Source organism: Citrobacter sp. Cpo030, assembly GCF_030333005.1.
GTDB lineage: Bacteria > Pseudomonadota > Gammaproteobacteria > Enterobacterales > Enterobacteriaceae > Citrobacter > Citrobacter portucalensis.
This window is the reverse complement of the sequence record NZ_JAOWGT010000043.1, coordinates 371,863-391,585: the sequence shown is the minus strand read 5'-3', so window position 1 is coordinate 391,585 and position 19,723 is coordinate 371,863. Positions and strand designations below refer to the sequence as shown.

Here is a 19,723-nt window from a genome sequence, read left to right as displayed (position 1 = left end):
TTAAGCAGCGGCCAGCCAGCGCGTTAAACGCGCCCCAAAGGCGGCCTGACTTTCCAGTAACTCTTCTCCCGTCACCAACGGTGCCGGACGTGTAATCACGATGCAGGGGATACCGGCATCCAGACAGGGTTGAACCTTTTCCTGATAACCACCTTCAGCGCCTGAAGCCTTAGTGATCACCACATCAGCCTGACACTGGCGATAAAACGCGGCGTTGAACTCGGCGCTAAACGGCCCGCACAGTGCGAAGATTTCACCGACGCCAAATCCCAGATCCGCGCATTGCTGAATGACCTCAGGTACAGGCAGAACGCGCGCCAGCAGCGTTTTTTCAGGCAACCCTTCGCGCCAGATGGCCAGATCTTTACTGCCGGTCGTCAGCAGCACGCGATCGCCAAAGCGTCGCGCCACCTCACAGGCTTGCGGAATACTTTGTACGGTATACAGGTGCGGGTGAGTTAATCCGCTCAACTGCTCAGGGCGCTGGTAGCGGCTCAGCAGTACGCCCGCCGCTTCGCAGGCGCTCATGATGTTGCGGCTCACTACCTCGGCGTACGGATGCGAGGCATCGATCACCCAGCGCGTCCGGTTTTCCTGTAGCCAGGCAATCATTTGTTCACGTTCCAGACGCCCACAGCGCACCTGGCCTTTGATGTCTCCCGCCAGCTGTTTCCCCGTTGGGGTGGCAACTGACAGGGTGTAGGCCACGTTTGCCGCATCCAGTTGCTGGCACAGCATGCGCGCATCGCTGGTGCCGCCCATGACCAGCACATCACCGTAATTCACAGCACATAACCTCGTGGCGTGATCATCAGGCCGTCCTGAACATAGGTTGTTTTGTTACCCACGATCACAAGGCTGGTCATATCAACCGGTTCAAAGTCCATTTCACCGAGCGTGGTTAACCATTTTTCCTGCTTTTTACGTCCGGCAGACTTCACAATACCGACCGGCGTTTGTGCGCTCTTGCTGGCAGATAACAGCTCAAATGCGCGCGCCAGATGACCTTCGCGACCCCGGCTGCGCGGGTTGTAGAAACAGATAACAAAATCTGCCTCACCGGCGGCAACGATACGTTTTTCGATAACCGGCCACGGCGTTAACAGATCGCTTAAGCTGATGTGGCAGAAGTCGTGCATCAGCGGTGCGCCCAGCAAAGAGGCGGCGGCAATACTGGCGGTCATGCCAGGGATTAACCTGACCTCCACATCCAGCTTTTGCTTGCTGACCAGCTCGAGCACCAGCCCGGCCATACCGTAAATCCCTGCGTCACCGCTGCTGATCAGCGCCACGTTGTGCCCCGCCTGCGCCAGTTCGATCGCCGCCTGGCAGCGTTCAATCTCTTTGCACATCCCGGTTTTGATCACCTGCTTGTCGCCAGTGAACGCTTTTACCAGATGGGTGTAGGTTTTATAGCCAACGATGATTTCCGCTGCCTGCAGTGCTTCAACGGCTTCCATGGTCATCATTGCCTGCGAGCCAGGGCCAATTCCAATTACGCTTAACATCAGTGTGATACTCCCAAAGTGATAGTGACGCCCTGTTCTCGCAGGGTCTCGCCTAACAGTTTTCCGTGGCTCAACAGCCAGGCTGCAGGACCGGAAACGCTTCCTGTACCCACCGTTTTGCGCACAAACGATGAGGCCGGAAAACGGTGCTCATGCTCACGCAGCGCGTCAGCAGTAAAGGTTTCGAAAGGAACACGACAGCACGAAGCCAGTTGGATAAGTCCCTGTTCATTTTTTTTCAGCGTGATGCTGCCAATCGCTTTTAGCGCCAACGGATCGAGCTGTTGGGCTTCAAGTTGCCGGGCAAGCAGCGCAGCCAGCAGCGGGAACGGCGTATCACGGCGACAGCCAATTCCGGCTACAACCCGCTGTGGCACCAGTTTCCAGTGCGGAACAGGCAGGTCAGGTAAATTGGTGCGTAAGGTGATGCACACCAACGCATCCAGTTCGGGGAGCTGGTTGAGATCGGTGACCGTAATAAATCCGCGCCGGTCGCAATGGCTGACATCCTGAGTCAGTTCGTCATCCCACCACAGACCAACCCGTTTATTGCTGACCAGCATCTGATTCACGATCTTCACCGCCGAACGGAAATCACTCATCCGGGCGTTGAGTTGAAATGCCAGCGTATCCAGCGCCGCCATATCGTTCACATCCGTCGCAGTGGTGATAACCGGGTCGGCGCCCAACATGCCCGCCAGATAACGCGCCAACGCATTAGCACCGCCCGCGTGGCCGGAGAGCAGGCTGATGACGTGCTGAGCACGTTCATCAATAACCACCACCGCCGGATCGCAAAACTTGTCGTTGACCAGTGGAGCCAGCACGCGCACCGCAATGCCGGTCGCCCCGATAAAAATCAGCGCCGAGTAATTCGTAAACGCTTCGCGGGCGGTATTCGCAAAGCCGTTTTCGAAGGGAATAAACCCCTCCTCCAGCAGCTTTTCACTGGTAAAACAGGTAACCGGCAGCATGGCAGCCAGACGTTTCGCCAGCACAACGCCGCCAGGAGTCAGGCAAAAAAGCGCAATTGACTCAGGCTTTACGGTATTCATGGCTAAAGTCCGCCGCATAGAGTTTGGAGTAGTGATACTCCGAGCCCAGGAAATTACCGACCAGAATAAGGGCCGTTTTACGGATGCCCGCATCGCGAACCTTGTCGCCAATATCCGCCAGGGTCCCGCGCACGGTCTGGCTTTCCGGCCAGGTTGCTTTATAGATCACCGCCACAGGTGTGGTCGCCGGATAGCCGCCTTCAATCAGACGCTCAGCCACCCGATGAATGCGCTGGACGGAAAGATAAATCGCCATAGATGTCTGGTGACTGGCAAAAGACTCCAACTGTTCACGTTCCGGTACCGGGGTGCGGCCTTCCAGGCGCGTAATGATCAGACTCTGTGAAACTTCAGGTACGGTGTACTCAACACCCAGCTCCGCCGCCGCGCCGAGGAACGCGCTGACGCCAGGCACCACCTGCCAGTCAATCCCACGTTTGGTCAGCTCCTCACCCTGCTCGCGTACGGAACCGTACAACGAGACATCGCCGGTTTGCAGGCGCACAACGGTCTTGCCCGCTTTCACTCCAGCTTCCATCAGATCAAGGATCTGCTCCAGATGCAGTTCAGCGCTGTCGTGACATTCAGCACCGGCAGGGCAATACTCCAGCAGTTCAGTGTTAATCAGCGATCCGGCGTAGATAACAACCTGCGCCTGCTGCAGCAACCGGTAACCTTTGAGGGTAATCAGCTCGCGATCGCCAGGACCTGCGCCAACAAACCACACGCTACGGGGATCAAAAATCTCAGACATGGTTTCCTTCCTTCTGACAGGCGATAACAAATACGGGGTTATTCGGTTTGAAATAGTGACCACTGCCAAGCGTGGCAAGCGAGGAAACCTGTAACTGCAGGCAATCCACTCCCTGTACGCCAAGATGGTCCAGATGTGCCAGCGCGGTGTTGAGGTTTTCCTGGAGGATAAACGTCATCACCAAACGCCCTGCGGGATGCAATTGGCGCATCGACCAGTCAATCAGTTCGGTCAGATGGCCGCCGCTGCCGCCCATGAAGATGGCATCAGCCTTTTCCGTGATGGTCATGGGTGCAACACCGGGAAAAATATCGATATTTGCGCAGGCAAAATGCTGGCGGTTTTCATCCAGCAACCTAAGCGCCGCCGGGTTACGTTCGATGGCCGTTACACGTAATCCGGGATATTGCAACGCGGCTTCTATCGACACGCTGCCGGTTCCGGCGCCAATATCAATCAGGTGACTGGCGCGGTGTAATTCAAGTTTTGAGAGGGCAAGTGCGCGTACCGCTTCTTTGGTCATCGGCACTTTCTCTCCACGCAGAAACAGCTCATCTTTCATCAAGGATCACCACTGTATTCATCTCATAGTCAGCGTTAACTTCACGCACAGGCAGGAAATGGATCTGTTCGTTTTCCATCGCCAGGTTTTCGCCAATCACCATCCAGCGATGCCCCTTGCCTCGGGCAATGAGCTGCTGTGCGATTTCACGCGGGCCACACAGCGCATCAGTCACCATCGCCACCTTGTTATGCCGCGCCAGCTCGTCGAAACAGACGCTGCGGCCATGGCTACTGGTCAGCCACATATCGTTCATATCAATACCGGACTGCGCGCACAGGTACTGCACCGCGCTAATACCGGGAATTATCCGCACATTCTCAATGCCAAAATGCGCCACCATGCGCGTCCCAATGCCGTAGAACAGCGGATCGCCAGACGCCAGCACGACGACGTGCTTATCCTGGTGCGCAGTTACCCAGCTCAGGAGTTCCGCGATATTGGCGCCAAGAGCAAACCGTTCACCGGTAAAATCCGGGAATTGCTGCAAATGCCGCTTTCCACCGACCAGCACATCCGCCGTCGCGACCGCTTCACGCGCCGCAGGCGTCATCAAATGCAAACCGGCTGGCCCCATCCCTACAACGGTTAACATTGCATCTCCTCAGCAATCTCTGCGACCGGGCGATTACTGCCAAGCACCTGATTATCAAAAGAAAACATGATGGCGTCGCAGGTCGGGGGATTTTTGGTAAAGCGCAGCGTTTGCAGGACACGCATACAGATGCGCTGAGCCAGATGGTTATAAATGTGCTGAAAACCGTATGCGTCGATGTGTTCCATCGCCGCCTCGGTGGTATCGCAGTCGCTGACCAGCGTCAGCAGTTCCAGCGGCGCGCCAAGTAATGCGAGGTGGGCCACCAGCGTTTCCATGCGGGCATCGGCAATATGGCTGTGGGTGTGGAAGATCCCCGCCGCGATTTTGACGAGCTTACCGGGGTGCCCCACCAGCACGATTTGCCGGAACCCCAGACGTACGGCTTCTTCAATCATGTAACCGACAAAGTTGCTCATGGTGACCACAACCTGGGTGTCGATACCCATCTGCTCGCGAACAAAACGCTCGCCGTGGTTTCCAGGCACCAGTACGACACGCTCCAGCCCCGCCGCCCGCTTAATTTCCAGCTCCAGCGACAGTGAACGCTTCCAGCTCTCTTCCGACATCGGCGTGACAATACCCGTGGTGCCAATAATCGAAATGCCGCCCAAAATGCCAAGGCGCGAGTTGTAGGTTTTTTGCGCCCGTTCTTCGCCTTCTGGCGCGAAGATTTCAATCTGCGCCCCACGATTTGGGCCAATCGCTTCGCGGACGGCAGATTCAATGGTCTGGCGAGGTGTACGGTTAATCGCCGAACTGCCCACCGGCAGGCCAATCCCTTTGCGGGTTACCGTACCGACCCCTTCACCGCCCTGTAAGGCAATCACGCCACTATCGTCTAACGTCACGCGGGCAAAAATCAGCATGCCGTGGGTGGCGTCCACATCATCTCCACCGTCTTTGCGGATGGCCGCTATTGCCTGCTGCCCTTCGATATGCGGTGACTCCACGCTCAGGCACAGCGTCACCCCGGAAGGCGTCACGATGGAAACCTGATGGATGAGGTGTTGGCGCAATACCATCAACGCGGCAACTTTTGCCGCAGCCGTGGCGCACGATCCCGTGGTATATCCTTTACGCAGCGCTTTACCGTTGTGCCACACCGGCGTATCGAAGGCCTCGCTCATCGCGCCCCCTGCATGTGATAAAGCATGGCGTTGACGATAGCGGCGGCGACATTGCTTCCCCCTTTGCGGCCTAACGCTGCAATGGCGGGCAAATTGCTTTGGGTCAGGGCATCTTTCGACTCTTCAGCACCAACAAACCCGACCGGTACACCCACCACACCGCTGACGGCAACATCATGCTCAAGCAGGCGGAACAGCGCAGTCGGCGCGTTGCCAAAGACAAACAGCTTTTCCCCCTCTTCCTTCACCGCAATGTCGACAGCAGCCATGGACCGGGTAATACCCTGCTCTTTTGCCGTACGCACAACCCGCGGGTCGCTGATGTAGCAGCGGCATTCACCGCCGAATTTTGCCAGCAGCGTTTTATTGATCCCGGAAAGCGCCATCGTGGTGTCGGTATAAATCACGCTCGAACGGCTAAGCGCAGCACAAAACTGCTCCAGCACATCACGGGAAAACCACAGAATGTCCAGCCAGTCAAAATCTGCCGTCGTGTGAATAACACGCTTGATAATGGCTTCATGTAACGGACTGGCAAACTGATAGTCCGGACGCGTTTCACGGATGATCTCGCCAATAATGTCGAAACTTTTGGCTTCAATCGCCTGGGGTTGCTGGATATATTGCATTATGTTGTCCTCAGGCTACACCGACCCACAGCCACCGCAGCGCAATAAACAGCGCCAGTGCCAGCGTCGATGTCACCCACATCAGTCGAATCGTATGGGAAATGTCGTCTACCGAAATGTCGCGTTGAGCATCACCGATCCATGGTTTCTCAACGCGCTCGCCAAAGTAGTCATTAGGACCACCCAGACGAATGCCTAATGCCCCGGCTACGGATGCCTCTGACCACGCACAGTTTGGGCTGCTGTGGTTGTAGCGATCGCGCCAGCCAATCTGTAAAGCTCGCGAGCCGTCTTTACGGCATAAAAATGCCGCCACGCCCAGCAACAGCCAGCTCAGTCTTGCAGGAATAAAGTTCGCAACATCGTCCAGACGCGCGCTGACCATACCAATAGCGCGGTATTTTTCATGTTTGTAGCCCACCATGGAGTCAAGGGTGTTTACCGCTTTGTAGGCCATCGCCAGGGGCGCACCGCCGAGGAGGAGAAAGAACAACGGCGCGATAATGCCGTCTACGGTGTTTTCAGCCACGGTTTCCACCACCGCGCGATTGATCTGCTGCGGTTGCAGTTGTGAGGTATCACGCCCCACAATCCATGACAATTTTTCCCGACTCTGAGCAAGGTCACCGGCCCGCAGCGGACGTTCGACATCCTGCGCGGCCTTTGCCAGGCAGCGCCCGGCCAGCACGGTAAAGATCATCCATACCTCTACCACCCAACCCAACCAGGGATGAACAGATTCTGCCAGTGCCAGCACGCCCCAGGACACAGCCCAGGTCAGACCAACCACCACAATCCACATCACCGCACCGCCAATGCGCAGCGCACGGTCGCTATGACAGTAACGCCGAACAATTCGCTGCACGGCAGAAATCAGATTGCCAATCCAGCGCACCGGATGCGGCCAGTTCTGCGGATCGCCGATGATAAAATCAAGCAGCCAGGCAACACACCACGCAAGGATCGTCATAGCGCACTCCTCGCGGCTGCCAGCCAATGGTTAAGCATCTGCGGACGTTGAGCAAAATGAACGTGTAGATAGCTGGCGAAGGTGTTTCCGACCTGCCAGCCGCCGGACCAGGCTTGCAGCGTTTTACCATCGCGCACTTTGCGACAGTTCATCACCGCTGGCGTTTCAGGAGTAAAATCGGAGTAGTGGAATTCATGTCCGCGCAGCACTTCACCTTCTGCAGCTAACAATGTTTGCTGCGCGGCCTGCGCTTCGCAGTAGCCAAATCGGGTCAGACGTTTCCCCATTTTGCTGTGGCCGGGAATGATATCCGCCATCAGCCAGGTATCGCCGTTGCTGTCCTCAAGCGAACTGCCGAGATACATCAGCCCCCCGCACTCTGCATAAATCGCGACGCCACGTTGATGTGCCTCTCGCAGTTGATTCAGCATCGAGACATTGCGAGCCAGCGCCGCAGCGTGTAGCTCAGGATATCCGCCACCTAACCAGATCATCTGACAGTCCGGCAAACAGGTGTCGTGCAACGGGCTAAAACGAACAATATTTAGCCCCGTACGTTCCAGCAGCGTAATGTTATCCGGGTAGTAGAAGTTGAAGGCTTCGTCATCGGCAATTGCAACCGTTAGCCCTGCTCCGGCGTCTGCGGCGGGCAGCGTTGGCCATTCGCCAGCAGGAAGATTGGTTGACTGGCTTAATGTCAGCAGCGCGTCAATATCAAGGGTTTGCTCCAGTGTCGCGGCAAAAGCCTGCCACGGTAGCTGATTGATAACCGACTCACGTGCGGTTACTAAACCCAGATGACGTTCGGGAAGGGCAACGCCCTCCATACGGGGTACGTAGCCCAAGACGGGTACATCGCAGTAACGTTCAATTGCGACTTTCAGTAACTGGTAATGCGTTTCGCTGTTAACCCGATTAACAATAACCCCGGCGATGTTCAGGGTGGGATCAAAATGCTGAAACCCCATTACCGTTGCGGCGATTGAAGTGGAAACGGCTTTACCATCAACCAGTAAGATGATCGGACAGCCTAACTGTTTAGCCATCGCGGCGGTGCTGCAGTAGTTTGGGTCGGTACCATAGCCGTCATACAGCCCCATCACACCTTCAATAACGGCGATATCCGCATGTTGCATCTGCTCGTTGAATAGAGCGTTCAGCGTGGGGACGGGAAGCATGAAGCTATCAAGATTGCGGGAAGCGGTACCGCATACCGCTGTATGCCAGCCGGTATCAAGGTAATCAGGACCTACTTTGCAAGGCTGGACGCGCAAACCGCGTTTTTTCAACAAGCTCAACAAGCCCAGCGTCACCGTGGTTTTACCACAGCCGCTTCCGGTACCTGCAAGAACAAATGCGTGAAAATTGGCCGCCATACCCTGATCCTGTTCAGGGTGGTAGGGGTGTAGAGATACCCAGTCTCTCGACTGTATGCATCTGAACCACCCACTTCCCACCGAAGTTGTTGGTAGTCACTGACAGGCAGGTCTTCTGGCTTAGCGTCATCCTCACCCGTCCTTCCCAATCTTGCGATCAGTGGTCCATACGGGGTCGTCAGCATCACAGCAGCGGGGGCTGCGGGGGATTCTCACCCCCTTCCCTACCACAAATGTGGCAAACCTGTCAGTTCAAGAGCCTGGTTAATTAAGCTCTCTGTTATGAGGTAATTTCACAACCTCATGACAATAATTCAATTTAATATCTTTCCGAGTTCATTCAGCCAATTTTCTGGCCTTAACCCACTTATTCATACGTTCACTTTTTGAATGAAAGTATCAGCTAAGAATAAAGAAAGTCATTCGCACAGACACTGTATCTCATCACAAAAATAAAAACTGGTGCAGTTTATCCCTCTAATACCATTATTTTGTTGCGCTATGACAATTTATTGACTGCTGTTGTCACATTTCATTTTATAATGACTGACATAGCACCCGATATCAAAAATCGGCAATAGCAAAATATTGCTATTTAAGCGGATTCACCGCGTGAAATGACATTTATTTGCTGGCGAAATGCCTGTGGCGTAACCTGATAGGTCTGGCGGAAAACTTTGCAAAAATAACTTGTTTGCGAAAAGCCTAAATTACGCGCAATGCTGGCTATGCTCCAGTCACTGTGACAAAGCAGCTCTTTGGCACTGGCCATTCTTTGCTGGTTTACCCATGCGTTAAAACCAATACCCTGATATTTTTTGAACAATTTGCTGAAATAGTACGGGCTAAGGAAAACATGAGAGGCAACATCTTCCAGACGCAGATCGTCTGATAAATGTGCATCAATATAGCGCAGGGCTTTTTTCATTTTACTGTCATGAGGGTTGGTACTACGGTTAGCGCGTACCGGCTCTGACTGCTGCGGGTTATCTTTGATAACAACAAAATTAAGTTGTTTCTTAAGGCAATTTTCGACGATGAGCTTGAGTAAATCCGCTGAAGCAATGACTCGAGAATAGTCCATTTCAGGTACATTACGGAATTCGTTTACCAGTTCGGGATCGGCTTGCCAGCGGTCATCGACGTTCAGAATATCAACGAGGCCTACATCGTTACTTAAGCGTACTTGTCCACAAAGCACGAACCCTACCAGGTGTCCCGCGATGACCAGCGGAATTGAGAAATCGGTAAGCCCGGCATGGCAGCGATAAATGCAGGGTTGATCGGATTTAGAGGCTTCCAACCCTCCACAGCGGTCGCTCATACGACAACGCGTACTATGCTGAGGATGCTGGCGCATCAACTGGCAAAAAGGAGTGAAATTAAAAAGCTCAGAAATTTCATCACCGTGAATATTGACAACCACAACAGCCAGACTGGTGGCCTGTGCAAAATCCTGTGCGATTTTATTAATGAGTTCTGAGTTCAGGGCACTCGCAGAAATCATGATAAAACCTCTCAGTTAATTTATTGTTATAAATAAAACATATTATTCACACATTCATTTTCATCTCGCGATCCGGCGCGCTGATGAAAGTCAGCATTGAACATAACAAAAGTCTCCCATTGTTGGGAGACTTTTTAAGTCGTTCAGGAAACCGGATCACGAAAACAGTTTTTACCTTTCAATAATAAACATCTTTCGTGAAGCTAGCTCTCGTTTTCCTCCAACTTACACGAATTACACGGTAAATTTTTGCCAATAAAATAACGATAAATTGCTGCGCCCGCACAGGCGCCGATGATGGGTGCCACAATCGGCACGATGAAATAAGGGATATCACGCCCACCTGTCATCGCAACATCACCCCACCCGGCCATCCAGGCAAACAATTTAGGACCAAAATCACGTGCCGGGTTCATCGCAAAGCCGGTAAGTGGACCGGTTGATGCGCCGATAACAGCAACCAGAATACCAATCAGCAGTGGTGCTAACGGGCCTTTGGGAACACCGTTACCGTCGTCCGTTAGCGCCATAATCATCCCCATCAGAATGGAGGTAATCACCACTTCGACCAGTGCGGCCTGCCAGACACTCAGTGCGGCGGCAGGATACGTACTAAAAATGCTGGCAAGTTGCAGGCTTTCCAGACTGCCGCGTACCATTTGGTGGGCTGATTCATACTCAATAAATAAGCTGCCGTACAACAAATAGGCCAGCATAGCGCCACCAAAGGCACCCGCTATCTGAGCGACAGAATAAGGCAGTACTTTACGCCCCGGAAAACAGGCAAACAACCAAAGTGCGATGGTAATAGCGGGGTTGAGATGGGCCCCAGAAATCCCGGCTGTCAGGTAAACTGCAAGCGAGATCCCCAAGCCCCATATGATGCAGATCTCCCACAATCCCAAACTGGCACCCGCGACCTTCAGGGCGCTCAGGCACCCAATACCAAAAAACAAAAATAGTCCGGTACCCAAAAACTCAGCAATACATTGCGCTCTTAGTGAATCGTTCATTGTGACACCTTCTAAGCAGAGTTCGTGTCTTTACCAGCGGACTCCTTGCTGGCAGGAAGATTACTTCAAGGCTTACTATAAAAATCTGTATCGGCAAATTGTTGGCAATCTGCAAGCCACATGCCCTTAAAAATCGTGTTGTGATAGCAAATTCTTGCCATCACCTTTAATAAAGCAGGCGGTAAAACGAGGATTTACCCTATTAAAAGTACATTTTCAAAATAATAAAATATTGCGAACAGCAGAATTCCATTTTCAAACGATCATCACAATTTCATTTTTCTCGCATAGCAAATGATATTTAAACTGTCACTCGGAAAAGTGTAAATATGGAATTAACATAACCAAATAGTCACATTGTTAAAACTAGAAATAACCAATAAAAACAAATTGTTATAATTGTGCATAGCAATTTTATCTCACCATAACCCCACTATTTTTTCACTCTTACTTTCAACTCAGCCATTCTTTTTCCTCGCTTCTTTTTATAGTCATGAAAATCGGGACAACCCAGGCGAGGTCTTTATGCAACAAGAAGCGTTAGGAATGGTAGAAACCAAAGGCTTAACTGCAGCCATAGAGGCCGCAGATGCAATGGTGAAGTCAGCCAATGTAATGCTGGTCGGCTACGAAAAAATTGGTTCGGGGCTGGTAACAGTCATTGTTCGTGGCGATGTCGGCGCAGTCAAAGCAGCAACAGATGCAGGTGCCGCCGCAGCCCGTAATGTGGGAGAAGTGAAAGCCGTACACGTCATCCCACGCCCGCATACCGATGTAGAAAAAATCTTACCGAAGGGAATTAGCTAATGAGCAGCAATGAGCTGGTTGAACAGATCATGGCGCAGGTGATTGCTCGCGTGGCAACGCCGGAACAGCAGGCAATCCCTGAAAATAATCCTCCAACACGAGAAACGGCTATGGCAGAGAAAAGCTGCAGTTTAACGGAGTTTGTCGGTACCGCGATTGGCGACACCGTCGGTCTGGTAATCGCCAACGTAGACAGCGCCCTACTGGACGCGATGAAACTTGAAAAACGGTATCGCTCCATTGGCATCCTTGGCGCCCGTACTGGCGCAGGCCCGCACATCATGGCCGCCGATGAAGCGGTAAAAGCCACCAATACTGAAGTCGTCAGTATTGAGTTACCACGTGATACCAAAGGCGGCGCAGGTCATGGTTCGCTGATTATTCTTGGCGGCAACGATGTTTCCGACGTGAAACGCGGCATTGAAGTCGCACTGAAAGAACTGGATCGCACCTTTGGCGATGTTTATGCCAACGAAGCCGGTCACATCGAAATGCAGTACACCGCACGCGCCAGCTACGCGCTGGAAAAAGCCTTTGGCGCACCGATTGGCCGTGCCTGTGGCGTTATCGTCGGCGCGCCGGCATCCGTTGGTGTCCTGATGGCCGATACGGCCCTGAAATCCGCCAACGTGGAAGTTGTGGCCTACAGCTCCCCTGCCCATGGCACCAGCTTCAGTAACGAAGCCATTCTGGTTATTTCGGGTGACTCTGGCGCTGTTCGTCAGGCCGTTATCTCCGCCCGTGAAATCGGTAAAACCGTACTCGGGACCCTCGGCTCAGAGCCGAAAAACGATCGTCCGTCCTACATCTGATATCAGTGAGGCTGATTCATGAGATCGAAAAGATTTGAAGCACTGGCGAAGCGCCCTGTGAATCAGGATGGTTTCGTTAAGGAGTGGATCGAAGAAGGCTTCATTGCGATGGAAAGCCCGAACGACCCCAAACCGTCGATTAAAATCGTCAACGGTACAGTCACTGAACTGGACGGTAAATCCGCCAGTGAATTTGACTTAATCGACCATTTCATTGCCCGCTACGGCATTAACCTGGCGCGCGCTGAAGAAGTCATGGCGATGGATTCGGTCAAACTGGCCAATATGCTTTGCGACCCTAACGTGAAGCGCAAAGACATAGTGCCGCTGACCACCGCAATGACGCCGGCAAAAATTGTCGAAGTGGTGTCCCATATGAACGTCGTTGAGATGATGATGGCGATGCAGAAAATGCGTGCTCGTCGTACACCCTCTCAACAAGCGCACGTCACTAACGTCAAAGATAACCCGGTGCAGATTGCCGCTGATGCCGCTGAAGGCGCATGGCGCGGGTTTGACGAACAGGAAACAACCGTTGCCGTTGCACGTTATGCGCCATTTAACGCCATTGCGCTGTTAGTCGGCTCGCAGGTTGGACGCCCTGGCGTATTAACCCAGTGCTCGCTGGAAGAAGCTACCGAACTTAAACTCGGCATGCTAGGCCACACCTGCTACGCGGAAACCATCTCCGTCTATGGTACTGAACCCGTCTTTACCGACGGCGATGACACGCCATGGTCGAAAGGCTTCCTCGCCTCGTCCTATGCTTCCCGTGGTCTGAAAATGCGCTTTACCTCCGGCTCTGGCTCAGAAGTTCAGATGGGTTACGCCGAAGGCAAATCAATGCTTTATCTGGAAGCCCGCTGCATTTACATCACCAAAGCTGCGGGCGTACAGGGCCTGCAAAACGGTTCAGTAAGCTGCATCGGTGTCCCTTCCGCCGTGCCGTCAGGCATTCGTGCAGTGTTGGCTGAAAACCTGATTTGTTCTTCTCTGGATCTGGAATGCGCCTCCAGCAACGACCAAACCTTTACCCACTCTGATATGCGTCGTACTGCGCGTCTGCTGATGCAGTTCCTGCCGGGTACTGACTTCATTTCTTCTGGTTATTCCGCGGTGCCGAACTACGACAACATGTTTGCGGGTTCGAACGAGGATGCTGAAGATTTTGACGACTACAACGTTCTTCAGCGCGACCTGAAAGTAGACGGTGGTCTGCGTCCGGTTCGTGAAGAAGATGTTATCGCCATTCGTAACAAAGCGGCACGTGCGCTGCAGGCCGTCTTTGCCGGGATGGGATTACCACCAATCACTGATGAAGAAGTGGAAGCTGCGACCTACGCCCACGGTTCGAAAGATATGCCGGAACGTAACATCGTTGAAGACATCAAGTTTGCACAAGAGATCATCAATAAGAACCGTAACGGTCTGGAAGTGGTGAAAGCCCTTGCTCAGGGCGGATTTACCGATGTCGCTCAGGACATGCTCAACATCCAGAAAGCCAAGTTAACCGGGGATTACCTGCATACCTCCGCCATTATCGTTGGCGACGGACAGGTGCTATCCGCTGTCAATGATGTTAACGACTATGCCGGTCCGGCAACAGGTTATCGCCTGCAGGGCGAACGCTGGGAAGAGATCAAAAACATCCCTGGCGCACTTGATCCCAACGAGCTTGGCTAAGGGGTGAAAAATGGAAATTAATGAAAAACTGCTGCGCCAGATAATTGAAGATGTGTTGTCTGAAATGCAGACCAGCGACAAACCCGTCTCTTTCCGCGCATCTACAGCGGCAAGCGCACCTCAGGCTGCGGCGACACAGGGAGACAGCTTTCTGACCGAGATTGGTGAAGCCAAACAAGGCCAGCAACAGGACGAAGTGATTATTGCCGTAGGGCCGGCGTTCGGGCTCTCGCAAACCGTCAATATCGTAGGGATCCCGCATAAGAATATCTTGCGCGAAGTGATTGCCGGTATTGAAGAAGAAGGCATTAAAGCGCGCGTTATCCGCTGCTTTAAATCCTCCGATGTGGCGTTTGTCGCCGTTGAGGGGAACCGTCTGAGCGGTTCCGGGATCTCTATCGGCATCCAGTCAAAAGGTACCACGGTTATCCACCAGCAGGGGTTACCGCCGCTTTCAAACCTGGAGCTGTTCCCTCAGGCACCGCTTCTGACGCTGGAAACCTATCGTCAGATCGGTAAAAACGCCGCGCGTTATGCCAAGCGTGAATCTCCGCAACCGGTCCCTACTTTGAATGACCAGATGGCCCGTCCTAAGTACCAGGCGAAATCAGCCATTCTGCACATTAAAGAGACCAAATACGTTGTGACAGGCAAAAACCCGCAGGAACTGCGCGTGGCGCTTTGATAAAGGATACCTCCATGAATACCGACGCAATTGAATCGATGGTTCGGGATGTGTTGAGCCGGATGAACAGCCTGCAAGGCGAGTCCGCGACTCCGCCCGCGGTGAGTTCATCAGCACATACCGCGAAAGTCACGGATTACCCTCTCGCGAATAAACATCCTGAGTGGGTAAAAACTGCGACCAACAAAACGCTGGACGACTTCACGCTTGAAAATGTTCTGAGCAACAAAGTGACCGCGCAGGACATGCGCATCACCCCTGAAACACTGCGCCTGCAGGCGGAAATCGCCAAAGATGCCGGACGTGACAGGCTGGCGATGAACTTCGAGCGCGCAGCCGAGCTAACCGCTGTTCCTGACGATCGCATTCTTGAGATCTACAACGCGCTGCGCCCGTACCGCTCAACAAAAGATGAGCTGATGGCTATCGCCGACGATCTCGAAAATCGTTATCAGGCAAAAATCTGTGCAGCTTTCGTTCGTGAAGCGGCAGCGCTGTACGTTGAGCGTAAAAAACTCAAAGGCGACGACTAACTCAGGGAAAGGATCATGCGATATATAGCTGGCATTGACATAGGCAACTCATCAACGGAAGTCGCTCTGGCTACTCTCGATGAGTCTGGCGTGCTGAGCATCACCGGCAGCGCGCTGGCAGAAACCACCGGAATTAAGGGCACATTACGTAATGTGTTTGGCATTCAGGAGGCCCTGACGCTGGCGGCAAAAAACGCCGGTATCAATGTCAGTGATATTTCGCTCATCCGCATTAACGAAGCCACTCCGGTCATTGGCGATGTGGCGATGGAAACAATAACCGAAACCATCATCACTGAATCCACCATGATCGGCCATAACCCTAAAACACCGGGCGGTGTCGGGTTAGGCGTGGGCGTCACTATTACGCCGGAAGACCTTCTCAGTCGCCCGGCGGATACGCCCTATATTCTGGTGGTGTCATCGGCATTTGATTTCGCCGATGTCGCTACGATGATTAATGCCTCCGTCCGTGCTGGATACCAGTTGACTGGTGTTATTTTACAACAGGACGATGGCGTGTTGGTCAGCAATCGTCTGACTCACCCCCTGCCCATCGTCGATGAAGTCCTTCATATCGACCGTATCCCGTTGGGGATGCTGGCTGCCATTGAGGTCGCTGTACCAGGAAAGGTCATTGAAACCCTTTCTAACCCCTACGGCATTGCAACTGTCTTTGGCCTCAATGCCGATGAGACTAAAAACATTGTTCCGATGGCACGGGCGCTGATCGGCAACCGTTCAGCCGTGGTGGTGAAAACGCCGTCAGGTGATGTGAAAGCGCGAGCGATTCCTGCCGGAAATCTGGAGCTACAGTCTCAAGGTCGTACCGTACGGGTCGACGTTGCCGCGGGCGCCGAAGTGATTATGAAAGCGGTTGGTGAATGCCCAAAACTGGATAACGTTACCGGAGAAGCTGGCACCAATATTGGCGGCATGCTGGAGCATGTGCGCCAGACGATGGCTGAATTAACCAACAAACCCAGTCATGAAATTTTTATTCAGGATCTGCTGGCGGTCGATACCTCGGTTCCCGTCAGCGTGACGGGTGGACTTGCAGGTGAGTTCTCACTGGAACAGGCTGTCGGCATAGCCTCCATGGTGAAATCAGACCGCCTGCAAATGGCGATGATTGCACAAGAGATCACGCAAAAGCTCAACATTGACGTCCAGGTTGGCGGGGCCGAAGCCGAAGCTGCCATTCTGGGAGCCTTAACAACTCCGGGCACAACACGACCACTGGCTATTCTGGATCTCGGCGCGGGTTCAACCGACGCTTCTATCATCAATCCTAAGGGCGAAATTATTGCCACGCACCTGGCAGGCGCAGGCGATATGGTCACGATGATCATTGCCCGTGAACTGGGTCTGGATGACCGTTATCTCGCTGAAGAGATTAAAAAGTATCCGTTGGCGAAAGTTGAGAGCTTGTTCCACCTTCGCCACGAAGACGGCAGCGTTCAGTTCTTCCCTACGCCTCTCCCACCAACGGTTTTTGCGCGCGTGTGCGTAGTGAAACCCGATGAACTGGTGCCACTGCCTGGTGAACTGGCGCTGGAGAAAGTACGGGCCATTCGTCGAAGCGCCAAGGAGCGCGTTTTCGTTACTAACGCACTCAGAGCGCTACGTCAGGTCAGTCCGACCGGGAACATTCGGGATATTCCCTTTGTGGTGCTGGTTGGCGGCTCATCTCTGGATTTTGAAGTTCCACAGCTGGTCACCGATGCTCTGGCGCATTATCGACTGGTTGCCGGGCGCGGCAACATTCGTGGTACCGAAGGTCCGCGCAATGCGGTTGCGACAGGACTGATTCTCTCCTGGCATAAGGCATTCGCTCATGGAAAGTAATCTCACCACACCAGCCATCGTTATCTTCACCAGTGCTGACTGTGCTGACTGTGCTGACGTCTGGAATGACGTACTGCTGGGTATTGAAGAAGAAGGGATTCCCTTTGTGATTCAGGAGAGTGGCTCAGCTGACGTTATCCACAACGCATGGTTGGCCGCCTGCCAGTCTCCATTGCTGGTCGGTATTGGCTGTAGCCGCGAAAAACTGGTCGTGCACTACAAAAACTTACCCACGTCAGCACCACTTTTTACGCTGACGTATCAACAAAATAGCCACGATCGCCGCAGCATTGGTAACAACGCTGCGCGGCTGGTTAAAGGCATTCCGTTCCGGGAATGCCACTCATAACCCATAGGAGAAAAGCAGTATGAATAACGCACTGGGACTGGTTGAAACAAAAGGGCTTGTCGGCGCTATTGAAGCCGCTGATGCCATGGTGAAATCCGCAAACGTGCAGTTGGTTGGTTACGAAAAAATCGGCTCTGGCCTTATCACCGTTATGGTTCGCGGTGATGTCGGCGCGGTGAAAGCAGCCGTAGATGCTGGAAGCGCAGCCGCAAGCGCCGTTGGTGAGGTGAAATCCTGCCACGTTATCCCGCGTCCGCACAGCGACGTTGAAGCCATTTTACCTAAATCCGCATAAGTCGTTGCAACCAAGGAGCACAGCGTGAAGCAATCACTGGGATTACTTGAAGTTAGTGGTCTGGCATTAGCCATCAGTTGCGCGGACGTCATGGCGAAAGCCGCCTCCATCACGCTGGTGGGCCTCGAAAAAACCAACGGCTCAGGCTGGACGGTGATCAAGATAATCGGGGATGTGGCCTCCGTCCAGGCGGCCATTTCCACCGGCGTCAGTTTCGCTGACCAGCGAGATGGACTGGTGGCTCACAAAGTCATTTCCAGACCCGGGGACGGGATCCTGTCGCATAGCGTTGCCCTGGATCCTGAGCCAACGCCAGAACCCATACCAGCCGTACCGCATGAAGAGATATTTGTAGACCATGATGTACCCGAAGCCCCGCAAGATGCAGAGTTGATTAGCTGCAATTTGTGTCTTGATCCTGCCTGCCCTCGCCAAAAAGGCGAGCCGCGCACGCTTTGTCTTCACTCTGGCAAACGAGGTGAAGCGTAATGGATAAACAGCAACTGGAGACCACTGTCGCTAAGGTTCTGGATGAAATGCGCGAGCGCCCGATTCCGCTGGGGATCTCTAATCGTCATATTCATCTGTGCGCTGAAGATTACGGTCGCTTGTTTCCCAATCACCCCATTAGTGAGAAAAAAGGGCTGTTGCAGCCAGGGCAATATGCAGCAGAGCAGACTGTCACGCTGGTGGGGCCAAAAGGTCAGTTAAAAAATGTGCGTTTACTCGGCCCGCTGCGCAGTACCAGCCAGGTCGAAATTTCTCGTACCGACGCCCGCACGTTGGGAATTGCTGCTCCGCTGCGGATGTCGGGCAATATTCAGGGCACACCCGGTGTTCGTCTCGTCAGCCCATTTGCTGAACTGGACTTAGCATCCGGGGTGATCGTCGCCCAACGGCATATCCATATGTCGCCGCTCGATGCTCTGATTCTGCGGGTTTCCCATGGTGATAGAGTCTCGGTCGCCATTAATGGCGATGAACGTCGACTGATTTTCGATAACGTCGCCGTACGCGTTTCGCCGGATATGCGCCTCGAAATGCATATCGATACAGACGAAGCCAATGCTGCAGGCGCTGATAATCCCCAGGCATTCGCCACACTGGTGACCTCACGATGAACAACGAACTGCTGCAACGCATTATCGAGGAGGTTGTTTCCCGATTAAAAAAACGCGCGGAAAGCACGCTCACTCTTAGCGTCGCGCAGTTACGGGAAATCGATTCACGGACAGTATGCTGCCAGTACTCGTCGCTCCATCTCCAGCAAGTGGATCTGCCATTACTGGAGCGAATTGCCGAAGGCTGCCCAGCCAACATGTCGGTGGGAAAGATTCACGACGCGTTGGCATGCGGAGTCCGCGTGAAAATTTCACTACAACACCGATTATTACCCGCAATCCCCGTGAAAAAACTCGCACGTCTGCCGCTGGAGTTCAATGACGAACGGGGACGAATCATCTTTTTGCATCCTGAGAAGCTTCTCAGCTATGCCGACGTCGCCCAATTAAGGGATGGCGTACTGGTGTTGCGCCGTCGGTGTGTCGTGACGGCTCTGGCTCAGGAAGCAGTCAGTCTGCGAAATGTCCAACTAATTAAGCAGGAGTGAGCT

23 protein-coding genes and 1 riboswitch are annotated in these 19,723 nt (G+C 53.3%); of the genes, 11 read left to right on the top strand and 12 right to left on the bottom strand.

What is annotated here, in order from left to right; translation table 11 throughout:
* From OGY37_RS04250 to pduF, 12 genes are all read right to left on the bottom strand, one after another.
* A complete protein-coding gene (locus OGY37_RS04250; protein WP_123267447.1) occupies positions 1-786 on the bottom strand; it encodes a cobalt-precorrin-6A reductase in 786 nt (261 codons plus the stop codon).
* On the bottom strand, positions 783-1,508 hold the full coding sequence (locus OGY37_RS04245) for a precorrin-3B C(17)-methyltransferase (RefSeq protein ID WP_003030278.1): 726 nt from the start codon (positions 1,506-1,508) through the stop codon (positions 783-785). Before OGY37_RS04245 ends, OGY37_RS04250 begins: the two co-directional genes overlap by 4 nt.
* Positions 1,508-2,563, bottom strand: a complete 1,056-nt coding sequence (gene cbiG / locus OGY37_RS04240) for a cobalt-precorrin 5A hydrolase (RefSeq protein WP_128317432.1) — start codon at positions 2,561-2,563, stop codon at positions 1,508-1,510. Before cbiG ends, OGY37_RS04245 begins: the two co-directional genes overlap by 1 nt.
* The gene (locus OGY37_RS04235; RefSeq protein WP_003030275.1) at positions 2,544-3,317 is read right to left on the bottom strand and encodes a cobalt-precorrin-4 methyltransferase; all 774 of its coding nucleotides are present in this window, start codon (positions 3,315-3,317) and stop codon (positions 2,544-2,546) included. The genes cbiG and OGY37_RS04235 overlap by 20 nt, the downstream gene beginning before the upstream one ends.
* Positions 3,310-3,879 carry a decarboxylating cobalt-precorrin-6B (C(15))-methyltransferase gene (locus OGY37_RS04230; RefSeq protein ID WP_003834109.1) on the bottom strand — a complete coding sequence of 190 codons (570 nt, stop codon included), beginning with the start codon at positions 3,877-3,879 and terminating at the stop codon, positions 3,310-3,312. Before OGY37_RS04230 ends, OGY37_RS04235 begins: the two co-directional genes overlap by 8 nt.
* The gene (locus OGY37_RS04225; RefSeq protein WP_198579308.1) at positions 3,869-4,474 is read right to left on the bottom strand and encodes a cobalt-precorrin-7 (C(5))-methyltransferase; all 606 of its coding nucleotides are present in this window, start codon (positions 4,472-4,474) and stop codon (positions 3,869-3,871) included. The genes OGY37_RS04230 and OGY37_RS04225 overlap by 11 nt, the downstream gene beginning before the upstream one ends.
* Complete coding sequence (gene cbiD / locus OGY37_RS04220) at positions 4,468-5,604, bottom strand: cobalt-precorrin-5B (C(1))-methyltransferase CbiD (RefSeq protein ID WP_126317751.1); 1,137 nt, start codon at positions 5,602-5,604, stop codon at positions 4,468-4,470. Before cbiD ends, OGY37_RS04225 begins: the two co-directional genes overlap by 7 nt.
* Positions 5,601-6,233, bottom strand: coding sequence for a cobalt-precorrin-8 methylmutase (locus OGY37_RS04215; protein WP_003834115.1), 633 nt, complete (start codon positions 6,231-6,233; stop codon positions 5,601-5,603). Before OGY37_RS04215 ends, cbiD begins: the two co-directional genes overlap by 4 nt.
* A 10-nt stretch (positions 6,234-6,243) precedes the next feature.
* Entirely contained in the window at positions 6,244-7,203 is a 960-nt protein-coding gene (cbiB, locus tag OGY37_RS04210; protein ID WP_286620200.1) for an adenosylcobinamide-phosphate synthase CbiB, read from the bottom strand.
* On the bottom strand, positions 7,200-8,579 hold the full coding sequence (locus tag OGY37_RS04205; RefSeq protein WP_284969470.1) for a cobyrinic acid a,c-diamide synthase CobB: 1,380 nt from the start codon (positions 8,577-8,579) through the stop codon (positions 7,200-7,202). Before OGY37_RS04205 ends, cbiB begins: the two co-directional genes overlap by 4 nt.
* An 88-nt stretch (positions 8,580-8,667) precedes the next feature.
* Positions 8,668-8,842: riboswitch (cobalamin riboswitch) on the bottom strand.
* 332 nt (positions 8,843-9,174) lie between these two features.
* On the bottom strand, positions 9,175-10,086 hold the full coding sequence (gene pocR / locus OGY37_RS04200; protein ID WP_003834122.1) for a transcriptional regulator PocR: 912 nt from the start codon (positions 10,084-10,086) through the stop codon (positions 9,175-9,177).
* A 203-nt stretch (positions 10,087-10,289) separates the two neighbouring features.
* Positions 10,290-11,099, bottom strand: a complete 810-nt coding sequence (gene pduF / locus OGY37_RS04195; RefSeq protein WP_003030258.1) for a propanediol diffusion facilitator PduF — start codon at positions 11,097-11,099, stop codon at positions 10,290-10,292.
* A gap of 525 nt (positions 11,100-11,624) precedes the next feature.
* Here pduF and pduA point away from each other — a divergent pair.
* The 11 genes from pduA to pduM are packed head-to-tail and all read left to right on the top strand — an operon-like array spanning position 11,625 to position 19,720.
* Complete coding sequence (gene pduA / locus OGY37_RS04190) at positions 11,625-11,906, top strand: propanediol utilization microcompartment protein PduA (protein WP_003030255.1); 282 nt, start codon at positions 11,625-11,627, stop codon at positions 11,904-11,906.
* Entirely contained in the window at positions 11,906-12,718 is an 813-nt protein-coding gene (pduB, locus tag OGY37_RS04185) for a propanediol utilization microcompartment protein PduB (RefSeq protein WP_003834129.1), read from the top strand. Before pduA ends, pduB begins: the two co-directional genes overlap by 1 nt.
* 18 nt (positions 12,719-12,736) lie before the next feature.
* Positions 12,737-14,401: a propanediol dehydratase large subunit PduC gene (pduC, locus tag OGY37_RS04180; protein ID WP_003030249.1), complete on the top strand. Its 1,665-nt coding sequence runs from the start codon at positions 12,737-12,739 to the stop codon at positions 14,399-14,401.
* A 10-nt stretch (positions 14,402-14,411) separates the two neighbouring features.
* Complete coding sequence (pduD, locus tag OGY37_RS04175; protein ID WP_003834131.1) at positions 14,412-15,086, top strand: propanediol dehydratase medium subunit PduD; 675 nt, start codon at positions 14,412-14,414, stop codon at positions 15,084-15,086.
* A 14-nt stretch (positions 15,087-15,100) separates the two neighbouring features.
* Positions 15,101-15,619 (top strand): propanediol dehydratase small subunit PduE, encoded by a 519-nt coding sequence (pduE, locus tag OGY37_RS04170; RefSeq protein WP_003834133.1) that lies wholly within the window; start codon positions 15,101-15,103, stop codon positions 15,617-15,619.
* A 15-nt stretch (positions 15,620-15,634) separates the two neighbouring features.
* Positions 15,635-17,467 (top strand): diol dehydratase reactivase subunit alpha, encoded by a 1,833-nt coding sequence (locus OGY37_RS04165; protein WP_286620198.1) that lies wholly within the window; start codon positions 15,635-15,637, stop codon positions 17,465-17,467.
* Positions 17,457-17,816, top strand: a complete 360-nt coding sequence (locus tag OGY37_RS04160) for a glycerol dehydratase reactivase beta/small subunit family protein (protein WP_286620197.1) — start codon at positions 17,457-17,459, stop codon at positions 17,814-17,816. Before OGY37_RS04165 ends, OGY37_RS04160 begins: the two co-directional genes overlap by 11 nt.
* Positions 17,817-17,835: 19 nt before the next feature.
* Complete coding sequence (pduJ, locus tag OGY37_RS04155) at positions 17,836-18,111, top strand: propanediol utilization microcompartment protein PduJ (protein ID WP_001057752.1); 276 nt, start codon at positions 17,836-17,838, stop codon at positions 18,109-18,111.
* Positions 18,112-18,135: 24 nt separating this feature from the next.
* On the top strand, positions 18,136-18,600 hold the full coding sequence (locus tag OGY37_RS04150) for a BMC domain-containing protein (protein WP_149282048.1): 465 nt from the start codon (positions 18,136-18,138) through the stop codon (positions 18,598-18,600).
* Positions 18,600-19,232, top strand: a complete 633-nt coding sequence (locus tag OGY37_RS04145) for a phosphate propanoyltransferase (RefSeq protein ID WP_003834146.1) — start codon at positions 18,600-18,602, stop codon at positions 19,230-19,232. Before OGY37_RS04150 ends, OGY37_RS04145 begins: the two co-directional genes overlap by 1 nt.
* Complete coding sequence (pduM, locus tag OGY37_RS04140; RefSeq protein ID WP_003834149.1) at positions 19,229-19,720, top strand: microcompartment protein PduM; 492 nt, start codon at positions 19,229-19,231, stop codon at positions 19,718-19,720. Before OGY37_RS04145 ends, pduM begins: the two co-directional genes overlap by 4 nt.
* The last annotated feature ends 3 nt before the right edge of the window (positions 19,721-19,723 follow it).

What these genes read in the sequence shown, in the direction of transcription:
- cbiB (WP_286620200.1), bottom strand. Translation starts at nt 7,203, where the DNA reads ATGACGATCCTTGCGTGGTGTGTTGCCTGGCTGCTTGATTTTATCATC.
- OGY37_RS04165 (WP_286620198.1), top strand. Translation starts at nt 15,635, where the DNA reads ATGCGATATATAGCTGGCATTGACATAGGCAACTCATCAACGGAAGTC.
- pduM (WP_003834149.1), top strand. Translation starts at nt 19,229, where the DNA reads ATGAACAACGAACTGCTGCAACGCATTATCGAGGAGGTTGTTTCCCGA.
- pduC (WP_003030249.1), top strand. Translation starts at nt 12,737, where the DNA reads ATGAGATCGAAAAGATTTGAAGCACTGGCGAAGCGCCCTGTGAATCAG.
- pduB (WP_003834129.1), top strand. Translation starts at nt 11,906, where the DNA reads ATGAGCAGCAATGAGCTGGTTGAACAGATCATGGCGCAGGTGATTGCT.
- pduE (WP_003834133.1), top strand. Translation starts at nt 15,101, where the DNA reads ATGAATACCGACGCAATTGAATCGATGGTTCGGGATGTGTTGAGCCGG.
- OGY37_RS04230 (WP_003834109.1), bottom strand. Translation starts at nt 3,879, where the DNA reads ATGAAAGATGAGCTGTTTCTGCGTGGAGAGAAAGTGCCGATGACCAAA.
- cbiG (WP_128317432.1), bottom strand. Translation starts at nt 2,563, where the DNA reads ATGAATACCGTAAAGCCTGAGTCAATTGCGCTTTTTTGCCTGACTCCT.
- OGY37_RS04225 (WP_198579308.1), bottom strand. Translation starts at nt 4,474, where the DNA reads ATGTTAACCGTTGTAGGGATGGGGCCAGCCGGTTTGCATTTGATGACG.
- pduJ (WP_001057752.1), top strand. Translation starts at nt 17,836, where the DNA reads ATGAATAACGCACTGGGACTGGTTGAAACAAAAGGGCTTGTCGGCGCT.
- OGY37_RS04160 (WP_286620197.1), top strand. Translation starts at nt 17,457, where the DNA reads ATGGAAAGTAATCTCACCACACCAGCCATCGTTATCTTCACCAGTGCT.
- pduD (WP_003834131.1), top strand. Translation starts at nt 14,412, where the DNA reads ATGGAAATTAATGAAAAACTGCTGCGCCAGATAATTGAAGATGTGTTG.
- pduF (WP_003030258.1), bottom strand. Translation starts at nt 11,099, where the DNA reads ATGAACGATTCACTAAGAGCGCAATGTATTGCTGAGTTTTTGGGTACC.
- pduA (WP_003030255.1), top strand. Translation starts at nt 11,625, where the DNA reads ATGCAACAAGAAGCGTTAGGAATGGTAGAAACCAAAGGCTTAACTGCA.
- OGY37_RS04215 (WP_003834115.1), bottom strand. Translation starts at nt 6,233, where the DNA reads ATGCAATATATCCAGCAACCCCAGGCGATTGAAGCCAAAAGTTTCGAC.
- OGY37_RS04145 (WP_003834146.1), top strand. Translation starts at nt 18,600, where the DNA reads ATGGATAAACAGCAACTGGAGACCACTGTCGCTAAGGTTCTGGATGAA.
- OGY37_RS04245 (WP_003030278.1), bottom strand. Translation starts at nt 1,508, where the DNA reads ATGTTAAGCGTAATTGGAATTGGCCCTGGCTCGCAGGCAATGATGACC.
- cbiD (WP_126317751.1), bottom strand. Translation starts at nt 5,604, where the DNA reads ATGAGCGAGGCCTTCGATACGCCGGTGTGGCACAACGGTAAAGCGCTG.
- OGY37_RS04235 (WP_003030275.1), bottom strand. Translation starts at nt 3,317, where the DNA reads ATGTCTGAGATTTTTGATCCCCGTAGCGTGTGGTTTGTTGGCGCAGGT.
- pocR (WP_003834122.1), bottom strand. Translation starts at nt 10,086, where the DNA reads ATGATTTCTGCGAGTGCCCTGAACTCAGAACTCATTAATAAAATCGCA.
- OGY37_RS04205 (WP_284969470.1), bottom strand. Translation starts at nt 8,579, where the DNA reads ATGGCGGCCAATTTTCACGCATTTGTTCTTGCAGGTACCGGAAGCGGC.